The sequence below is a fragment of the Achromobacter sp. DMS1 genome, from assembly GCF_001270295.1.
In genome coordinates, this window is record NZ_LHSJ01000190.1 from 1 (window position 1) to 8,226 (window position 8,226).

At 69.7% G+C, this 8,226-nt stretch carries 6 protein-coding genes and 4 pseudogenes; 7 read left to right on the plus strand and 3 right to left on the minus strand.

The features are described 5' to 3' along the window. Positions 1-297 precede the first annotated feature (297 nt). The 4 genes and pseudogenes from AD428_RS25455 to AD428_RS18990 all read left to right on the plus strand — a co-directional run. Positions 298-516: pseudogene (locus tag AD428_RS25455) on the plus strand (outer membrane protein OmpA); the annotation flags it as partial. A 228-nt stretch (positions 517-744) separates the two neighbouring features. Further along, positions 745-1,652, plus strand: a pseudogene (locus AD428_RS18980) (LysR family transcriptional regulator). A 188-nt stretch (positions 1,653-1,840) separates the two neighbouring features. Further along, a pseudogene (locus AD428_RS18985) lies at positions 1,841-2,833 on the plus strand (Bug family tripartite tricarboxylate transporter substrate binding protein). A 62-nt stretch (positions 2,834-2,895) separates the two neighbouring features. Next, positions 2,896-3,837 (plus strand): succinylglutamate desuccinylase/aspartoacylase domain-containing protein, encoded by a 942-nt coding sequence (locus AD428_RS18990; RefSeq protein ID WP_053246220.1) that lies wholly within the window; start codon positions 2,896-2,898, stop codon positions 3,835-3,837. A 135-nt stretch (positions 3,838-3,972) separates the two neighbouring features. On the opposite strand, the gene AD428_RS18995 is transcribed toward AD428_RS18990, so the two are convergent. Both AD428_RS18995 and gshA read right to left on the minus strand, forming a co-directional pair. After that, positions 3,973-4,494 (minus strand): lipocalin family protein, encoded by a 522-nt coding sequence (locus AD428_RS18995; RefSeq protein ID WP_053246221.1) that lies wholly within the window; start codon positions 4,492-4,494, stop codon positions 3,973-3,975. Between the two features lie 87 nt (positions 4,495-4,581). Then, a pseudogene (gene gshA, locus AD428_RS19000) lies at positions 4,582-6,156 on the minus strand (glutamate--cysteine ligase). Positions 6,157-6,363: 207 nt separating this feature from the next. Between gshA and AD428_RS29670 the strand changes: the two are divergent. Together AD428_RS29670 and AD428_RS29675 are read left to right on the plus strand one after the other, a co-directional pair. After that, complete coding sequence (locus AD428_RS29670; RefSeq protein ID WP_369798793.1) at positions 6,364-6,681, plus strand: hypothetical protein; 318 nt, start codon at positions 6,364-6,366, stop codon at positions 6,679-6,681. Then, positions 6,678-6,908 carry a hypothetical protein gene (locus tag AD428_RS29675; RefSeq protein WP_369798794.1) on the plus strand — a complete coding sequence of 77 codons (231 nt, stop codon included), beginning with the start codon at positions 6,678-6,680 and terminating at the stop codon, positions 6,906-6,908. Before AD428_RS29670 ends, AD428_RS29675 begins: the two co-directional genes overlap by 4 nt. On the opposite strand, the gene AD428_RS19010 is transcribed toward AD428_RS29675, so the two are convergent. Beyond that, positions 6,898-7,113: a helix-turn-helix domain-containing protein gene (locus tag AD428_RS19010; protein ID WP_053246222.1), complete on the minus strand. Its 216-nt coding sequence runs from the start codon at positions 7,111-7,113 to the stop codon at positions 6,898-6,900. The genes AD428_RS29675 and AD428_RS19010 overlap by 11 nt on opposite strands. 123 nt (positions 7,114-7,236) lie before the next feature. Here AD428_RS19010 and AD428_RS19015 point away from each other — a divergent pair, with 123 nt between their 5' ends. Beyond that, positions 7,237-8,019 (plus strand): class I SAM-dependent methyltransferase, encoded by a 783-nt coding sequence (locus AD428_RS19015; RefSeq protein WP_053246223.1) that lies wholly within the window; start codon positions 7,237-7,239, stop codon positions 8,017-8,019. Positions 8,020-8,226 lie beyond the last annotated feature (207 nt).

The following is an 8,226-nucleotide window of genomic DNA, read 5'->3' on the forward strand; positions in this document are numbered from 1 at the left end:
CGCCGGCCGGATCGGGGGGCCGGGAGTCGGCCCAGACCCCGTCCCGCCCCCCTGTTCGTCAAAACCAACACGCTCCGCCGGGTGGAGCGCCCAAATCGTCATATCCAGCATTAATGCGGCTGTGCAGGGAAGCCAAAGGCCCCCAAATGCCTTAAGATTGTTTCCAGCACGCAGGAAACCCAGTAGCTATTCCTTTGAACCAGCTCTTGGCGTTGCTATACTGGCCCCGTTTTCCTGATATGCGGCGGGGGTTCGCTGCGAGTCACTTATCCAGCTTCAAGCTCAACGAGGAGAAACATGAACAAACCCTCCAAATTCGCTCTGGCGCTCGCCTTCGCCGCCGTCACGGCCTCTGGTGTAGCCTCGGCCCAGTCGTATCCCCAGACGGTGGACAACTGGCGCAACCCGTTCGGTGACGTCTGGAAGAACGGCACGAACGAACTCTGCTGGCGCGATGCCTTCTGGACCCCGGCTACCGGCATCCCCGGCTGCGACGGCGTTCCGGTTGCGGCTCGGTAGGGAACGACGGATGTACTTGAGGACTTGCGCGGGTTCGGACACGAAAGACTCCCGATGAGGTTTTCAGGCGGAGCGAAATGTATCACGTGTTACTGTGTTTTTGTACAGTATTTCCGGGGCGCGGCGCAAGATCGCGGGCGCCGCGGGAGCCCGAGGGTAGAATGGGCCGCGCGGCCGCAGCCGCGGCGGGCGCGCCGCGATTTCCCTTCCGCCGCTTTCCCTTGCATGGCTGACCTCAAACTTCTCGAAGACCTGGTGGCGCTGGCGCAGACCGGCAGCTTCGTGCGCGCGGCGGAGTCGCGCCACGTGACGCATCCGGCCTTCGGCCGGCGCATCCGCGCGCTGGAAGCCTGGGCCGGCGCGCCGCTGCTGGAGCGCACCGGACGCCCGTCACGCTCACGCCCGAGGGCGCGGCGCTGCTCAAGACGCCGAGGTGGTGGAGCAGATGGGGCTGGTGCGCCACCGCATCCGCAGTTCCGGCGCGGGCGGCGAGGCGGTGCTGCGCGGCCCACGGGCCGCAGCCTGGCGCGCACGCTGGTGGCGGACTGGATCGCGCGGCTGCGCCACCGGGCGCCGAAGGTGCTGCACGAGGGCACGCAGGTGGAGATTTCCACCGGCATGATGAAAGACATGGCGGCGCGGCTGGAGCAGGGCAGGGTCGATCTGCTGTGCTGCTACGAGCATCCCGCGCTGTCGGTGCAGCTCACGCCGGGCCGCTACCGCTACATGACGCTGGGCACGGACAAGCTCGTGCCGGTCAGCCAGGCCGATGCGCGGGGCCGGCCGCGCTACGCGCTGCGCGAAGGCGGCGAGGCGGCCCCGCTCATCACCTATGCGGGCGGGCTGGCCATGGAGCGCATCGTCGGCGACCGCCTCGAGAACACGCCCTACGCGCTCAGTCCGTTCGTGCGCAGCGATTCGCTGGACGCGCGCGCCGCGCGGTGGCCAAGGGCCTGGGCGTGGCCTGGCTGCCGTGGTCCATGGTGGCCGCCGATTGCCGCCGTGGCGTGCTGGCCGCCCTGGGCGGGCGCAGCGACGAGATCGCCTTCGAGGTCCGGCTGTACCGGCCGCGCGCCCGGCTGGCCGACCTGGCCGAGGCGGCATGGGACGCCACGGCGCGGCGCAAGACCTGAATCCGCCGCCCGCCGCGCCGCGGCAGGGAAACCCGCCACCGTGGCGGAGCGTGGCATGGTGCGGTAAGCAATCCGCACGGAGATGTGCCGATTCAGCACGGAGCGGCGGGACGCCGCGCCGCAGAATAGCTCCCGAAATCACGACAGAGACGGCGCCGCCGTCCGCCTCAGCACCCCAGGGAGAAAGAATGAAAACCGTTATGCATCCGATCTGCGCGCCGCGCTCGCCGCGTTCTGTTTCGCGGCGGCCGCGGCCGTGGCGCCCGCCGCCCATGCGGCCGATTACCCCGACCACCCCATCTCGCTGGTGGTGGGCTACCCCGCCGGCGGCAGCGTGGACCTGACCGCCCGTCTGTTCGGCGAGGAGCTGGCCAAGCGCCTGGGCCAGAGCGTGGCGTCGAGAACGTGGGCGCGCGGGCGGCACCATCGGCGCGCAGCGCGTCGCGCGCGCGCAGGCCGACGGCTATACGCTGCTGTTGGGCTCGACCAACGAAATGGTCATTGCCCGCATGATCAACAATGCCGTCAAGTACGACCCCGCCAAGGATTTCACGGCGCTGGGCGTGATCGCCTCGCAGCCCATGCTGCTGGCGGCCAGCAAGAACTCGGGCGTGAAGACGGCCGCCGAATACCTGGAAAAGCTGCGCGCGGCCAAGCCCGGCAGTTTCAACTACGGTTCGTCCGGCGTGGGCACCACGCTGCACCTGGCCGGCGAGATGATCAACCAGTCCACCGGCACCCGCGCCGAGCACGTGCCGTACCGCGGCGTGTCGCCGCTGGTCACGGACCTGATGAGCGGCCAGCTGGACTTCGGCATGCTGGTGCTGTCCTCGGGCCTGCCGCAGGTGCGCGGCGACAAGATCGTGGCGCTGGGCGTCACCGAGAAGAAGCGCTCGCCGGTGGCGCCCGACCTGCCCGCCCTGGCCGAGACGCCGGGATTCGAAGCGGTGGACATCAACGTCTGGTTCGCGCTGTACGGCCCGGCCGGCCTGCCCGAGCCCGTGGCCGCCAGGCTGCGCGGCGCCCTGGCCGATATCCTGAAGTCCGAGCAGTTCCGGGCCAAGATGCAGGAGGCGGGCGGGGCGCTGTCGCAGCCCGGCATCGATCCCGTGGCGTTCCAGGCCGACGAGACGAAAAAATACGGCGCGCTGGTCAAGGCCGCCCGGATCGAGGCGCAATAGGGATTGCGCACTGGGCGGCGCGGACCGGCGGTCCGCGCCCGCCGTCTTTTATGGATGCACTCATGGAATTCAAGCTTCCCGTTCCCGACCTGGGCGCGGAACGCGCCGGCAATACCGGCACGCCCGGCGTCTGGCATTTCGAGTCCGGCGCGCCGGGCCGCGCGCTCATGATCTCGGCGCTGGTGCATGGCAACGAGCTGTGCGGGGCCTGGGCCCTCAAGGAGCTGCTGGCCGCGGGCCTGCGCCCGCGCCGCGGCAGCCTTACGCTGGCGTTCTGCAACCTGGAGGCGTTCGACCGTTTCGACCTCGCCCGCCACGACGCGTCGCGTTTCGTGGAAGAAGACATGAACCGCGTCTGGAGCGCCGGGCGGCTGGAAGACCCCGCCACCGCCGACCGCCGCCGGGCCGCGGCGTTGCGCCCATGGGTGGAGCGCGCCGACTGGCTGCTCGACCTGCATTCCATGCACGAACCCGGCGCGCCGCTGCTGCTCACCGGCCTGCTGCCGCGCAATATCGCGCTCGCGCGCCGGCTCGGCGCGCCGCAGCACGTGATCGTGGACGCCGGCCACAAGGACGGCGTGCGCATGCGCGACTATGGCCGGTTCGGCGAGGCGCAGGAAGACGCCTGCGCCCTGCTGATCGAATGCGGCTTCCATGGCGACCCGTCCTCGCGCGACGTGGCGCGCGACATGGCGGCGCGCATGCTGCGCGAATCCGGCGTCGTCGACGCCCAGGACCTGCCCGCCGGCTGGCTGCTGCCCGAACCGTCCGCCCAGCGCGTGCTCGAAGTCACCCACGCCATCGTCGCGCCTTCCATGGACGTGCGCTTCTCCCAGCCCTGGCAGGGCCTGGAAACGCTCGAACAGGCCGGCAGCGTCATCGGCTGGGCCGACGGCCAGCCCATCGTCACCCCCTACGACCGGTGCACCCTCATCATGCCCTCGCTGCGCCAGCTCAAACCCGGCGTAACCGTCGTCCGCCTGGCGCGCGACCACGCCGCATAAGCGCCGGCAGAAAGCAACAGGCGCGCCCAAGACGGAACGGGCGCCCCCAAACCGGAGCGCCGCGGATCCGGCTTGGCCGGTCCGCCATCGCGCCCTCTTCGAGGGGGAGGCGCCGCAGGCGCCTCGGGGATGGGCCTAGCGCTGCGGCGTATATTGCAGCTCGTCCAGCGTATAGCCCTGCGCCGTCGCGGCGGCCAGCGCCTTGTCGAGCTCTTCCTTGGGCATCTGCGGCGAGCGCGAGAGTATCCACAGGTACTTGCGGTCGGGCGTGCCCACCACCGCCCAGCGGTAGTCCGGGTCCAGCCCGATGATCCAGTAGTCGCCCTTGAAAGGCTTGAAGAACGAGATTTCCAGCTTGGCGTTGTTGCTGCCTTCGATGGCCGTGGCCGTGCCGGAGGTGGAGTCGATGTCGCCGTCCTTGGTGCGGCAGCGGTTGTTCACGCCCAGCGTGCCGTCCGGATGCACGGTGTACTCGGCCGTGGTGTCGCCGGCGCAGTCGCGCTGGAAGAACATGGGGAACTTGGCGATCTCGTACCACATGCCCGCATAGCGTTTCAGGTCCACCGACGCCACGGTCTGCACCGGGGGCGGCGCGGCATGGGTCTGCACGGTGATGGCGGCAGTCAACGCCAGCAGGAATGTTGCGATGCGGCGCATGGGATAAACCTCCTCGGGATGGCGGGCGCGCGCCGGTTGTTGCGCCGCCGGCCGAAACCCTAACGATACGCCTTTATTCGACGCGCCTTATTTGCTGCCCGGCGCCTTGAGCGCGGCATGGTAGCGCGCCACGTAGGTGTCGAAGTCTTCGGTGTCGCTCTGCTCGATGCGCCGCTGCTCTTGCAGCGAGGCCTGCGCGGCCTGCCGGTAGGCCGCGGCCACCTCGGGCCGGCAGGGCTGCGCCCGCAGCGTCTCGGCGTGGCTTGCGGCTGAGCGCCAGGGAATATTCCAGGAAGCTCGCGCCCGATTCCTTCAGTTCGGCCACCAGGCGCGCCGAGGGCGTGCTGCCGGGGTCGGCCAGCTTGCCGCGCTGCGCCTGCACGGCCTGCGCGTAGGCGTCGCCGCCCAGCGCCGCGTCGTAGAGCGCGGCATACGGCGCGATGCGGTCCAGCAGCTCTGCGCCCCATTGCGCCAGGCCGATGGGCTGGCCGTCGCGGTCCAGCATGAGGCCGGGCTTGCGGCCTTCCTTGACCACGGTGGCGAAGTTGTCCACGCTGCGCTGGCAATAGCCGCTGGCGGGGAAGAAGGGGCTGTCGGACGCGGCGCAGAACAGCAGGAAGGCGTCCATGAAGCGGGTGGTGGCCGCGTCGATGCCCACCGGCGAGTAAGGGTCGATGTCCAGGCAGCGCACTTCCACGTACTGCACGCCGCGCTCGGCCAGGGCGGTGATGGGGCGCTCGCAGCGGCCCGTGGTCCGCTTGGGCCGGATGCTGGAGTAGTACTCGTTTTCGATCTGCAGCACGTTGGTGTTGAGCTGGATCCACTCGCCGTTGCGGTGCGTGCCGATCTTCTGGTATTCGGGCCAGGGCTGGGTGACCGCGTCATAGAGCCGGCCCAGGAAGGTTTCCAGGTCGTTGTAGCAGAGCTTGAGCTGGGACTGCGCCTTGTTCTGGTAGCCCAGGTCGCTCATGCGCAGGCTGGTCGCGTGCGGCAGGTACAGCGTGCCGGCGTCCAGCGCCTGCAGCGGGTGGTCGTGGCCGCGCAGGAAGTCGCGCGCAGGGCCGGCGCCGCGCCGAACAGGTACATCAGCAGCCAGGAGTAGCGCGTGAAATTGCGGATGAGGCCGATGTAGCCGCGCGAGCGGCGGTCCTGGGTGCTGCCGGGCGCCGTGTCCAGCATTTCCCAGATGTCGTCGGGCAGCGAGTAGTTGTAGTGCACTCCGGCGATGCACTGCATGGTCTTGCCGTAGCGCTCGGCCAGGCCGCGCCGGTAGACATGCTTGAGCATGCCGGTGTTGGAGGTGCCATACCAGGCGATGGGGATGTCGGCTTCGTCCGGCAGGGTGGCCGGCATGGACTGGTTCCAGATCAGCTCGCCGTCGAGCACGCTGTAGACGTGGCGGTGCGTGTCGGTGAGTTCGGCCAGCAGCGATCCGGCGTCGGCATGCGTGCCGGTAATGAGTTCCAGCAGCGACTCCGAATAGTCGGTGGTGACGTGTTCGTTGGTGAGGGCCGAGCCCAGGCCGGCGGGATGGGGCCTGCGCGACAGCTGGCCCCGTTCGTCGACGCGCAACCCTTCTTTCTCGATGCCCCGCAAGGTGCGGGCCAGGAGCGGCAGGTTGGCCTCGAGGCGCTTGAGTCGGTTGGCGGCGGTATCGGTCACTTTGGTTCTCGTTCGGGTATGTCGGCGGATTTTACGGGCTGCTGGCCGCTCGTGCCGAGGGAGCCAGCACGGCATGCAGGGGCAATCGGCCCCGGGCCGCCACCCGCTCCGCTGCCGCGCCGAGGGGGGCGGCGCGCGGGCGGAGCGGGAAATCGGCGACAATTTCCGCTGGTTTTCCAGACGAACGCCGGCCGGGGCAATGCGCCAATGGGGATTTCATCGCTGTTTCGTTTCGTTCTCAAGAGGGGCCGCGCGCTGGCCGCCATCGCCCTGGTGGGCCTGGCGGCGGCCTGTACGCCCAGCTACAACTGGCGCGAACTCGACGTGGCGGGCGGCCACGCGCGCGCCGCGTTTCCGGCCAAGGTGGAGTCCGAGACGCGCGACCTGGCGCTGGGCGGCGAGACGCTCAAATTCACCCTGGAAACCGCTTCCGTGGGCGAGGCCTTCTTTGCCGTGGGGTCGGCGCCGCTGCCGCCGGGGCATCGCGGCGACCCGGTCGCCCGGCGCGCGGCGGGCCTGGCGTGATGCGGTCGCTGTACACCAACATGCAGGCCGTGCCGCCGCTGGAGTTTCCCGCCTACGGCGAAGACATCGAGGTGCGCGGCAAGGCCATGGGCAAGCCGGGCTGGCTGCGGGCCCGCGTCTGGGTGACCGACACCATGCTGATCGAGGCGGTGGCCGCGGGCACGGAAGAGAGCCTGCCCGAGGAGCGCGCCCGCGAGTTCCTGCGGTCCGTGGTCGTCAAGCCGTGAGCCCGTCCAGCAGGCCCCGGCGTATCGCCTCGGCCACGGCGGCGCGCCGACCGCGCACGCTCAGCCTGTCGCAGGCATTGCGCAGGTGGAAATTGACGGTGCTTTCGCTGATGCCCAGAATGCGGGCGGTTTCCCAGCTGGTTTTTCCCGCCGCGGCCCAGTGCAGGCAGGCGGTCTGGCGTTCGGTGAGCGGTGTGGGGGGCATGGTGGGACGCGGCGCAGGCCGCCCGCTATGCTGCGATGCCGCCCATGCTCGGCGACGCCCGCATCTGCGGCAAGCGTTCATGGCCAGCCGCATCGTTTTTGCCATCTTTGACGGAATAGCCGCATGCTGGCCATTTTTCAGTTCTATTTCTCGGCCATCGTGCTCATGCTGCCCCTGCTGTCCTGCGTGGGCATCGGCGCGTTCTGGGCCAGGCGCGACCTGCCGTTCGGCGGCAGCTTCATCACCACCCTGGTCACCTCGGTGACCACGCCCGCCCTGGTGTTCCACCTGGCGCGCACCCGTGCCTTCCAGGACCTGGCGCAGGCCTATCTGGCGCGCGAACCCGCGGGCTGCCTCGTCAACCTGGGCTGCGGGCTCAGCGATTACTTCCAATGGCTCGACAACGGCCAGGCGCGCATGGTCGACGCCGATCTGCCGGAAGTGATCGCGCTGCGCCGCGAATGGCTCGGCCAGCCCGGACCGCGCCGCACGCTGGCGGAATTGGATCTCTGCCAGCCCGGCTGGTGGGACCGCCTCGGCCTGCCATCCGGGCCGGGCCAGGCGCCGGTGTTCCTGATGAGCGAGGGCGTGCTGATGTACCTCCAGCCGCAAGCGGTGTCCGCCATTCTCGCCGAGGTCGGCGAGCGCGCGCCGGCCGGCTCGGTATTCGCCTTCGACGCCATGTGCTGGCTGGCCGCCGGACGGGCGCGCCGCCATCCTTCCGTGCGGCACACGCGGGCGGAGTTCGGCTGGGGCCCGCGCCGCCTGGCCGACCTGACAACGCCCGCAGCCGCGCCTGCGCATGGCCGCGGCCCGCAAGGTCATGGAAGGCTATGGGTTTCCCTATTCCGCCTTCGGGCCGCTGTTCCGCCTGGTCTGCGGCGTGCCTTTCTATGCCGTGTATGAACTGCATGCGCGCGACGGCGCATCGTGAGGATTCCGCCATGAACCACATCATCCGCACCGAACAGGGCCTGCAGGCGCAGGTCGGCGCGCGCCCGGCCGTGGCCGACCTGAAAGTCATCGACCACCTTGATGCCTGGGCGCGGCGGCTGGCTGGCCGCATCGGCCGCTGGCCTTCGCCGCGTTCTCGCGACGAGCGGGGCGTGGACG